Below are 458 nucleotides of genomic sequence, written 5' to 3'. Positions count from 1 at the left end.
GGCCGCGGCCAGTGGTTTACATCACGTCCCCGAGCACGCAAGAGACCCGAAAGTGACCTCAAGTTTTGGTACTGGCGAGTTAATTAAAGCAGCGTTAGATGATGGGGCAAAAAAAATCATCATTGGTTTAGGTGGCAGCGCCACTAACGATGGTGGCATGGGTATGATGAGTGCTTTAGGGGTGCGATTTTTAGATCAAAACAACCAAGAGATCACCGCAAACGGCGCTGGGTTACAAGATATCGTTAAAATAGATATTGATGACATGGACCCTCGCCTGCAAGCCTGCGAAGTATTAGTTGCCTGTGATGTTGACAACCCTTTATGTGGCGAGCGAGGGGCAACTCATGTCTTTGGTCCACAAAAAGGTGCTACAGAACAAGATATCGAACTATTAGATAAAGCCCTGCTTCATTATGGTCAATGCATTAAACAACAATTGTCTATTGATGTATTAG

Annotated in this window: 1 protein-coding gene; it reads left to right on the top strand. The window is 45.4% G+C overall.

The window, feature by feature from the left end:
* Nucleotides 1-458, top strand: a 458-nt coding sequence (locus DS885_RS01570) for a glycerate kinase (RefSeq protein ID WP_147232321.1), incomplete at both ends; no start/stop codon positions are given.

The sequence above is a fragment of the Psychromonas sp. B3M02 genome, from assembly GCF_003318165.1.
Classification (GTDB): domain Bacteria; phylum Pseudomonadota; class Gammaproteobacteria; order Enterobacterales; family Psychromonadaceae; genus Psychromonas.
Note: the sequence above shows the minus strand (reverse complement) of the source record. Positions and strands in the feature narration are given on the sequence as shown.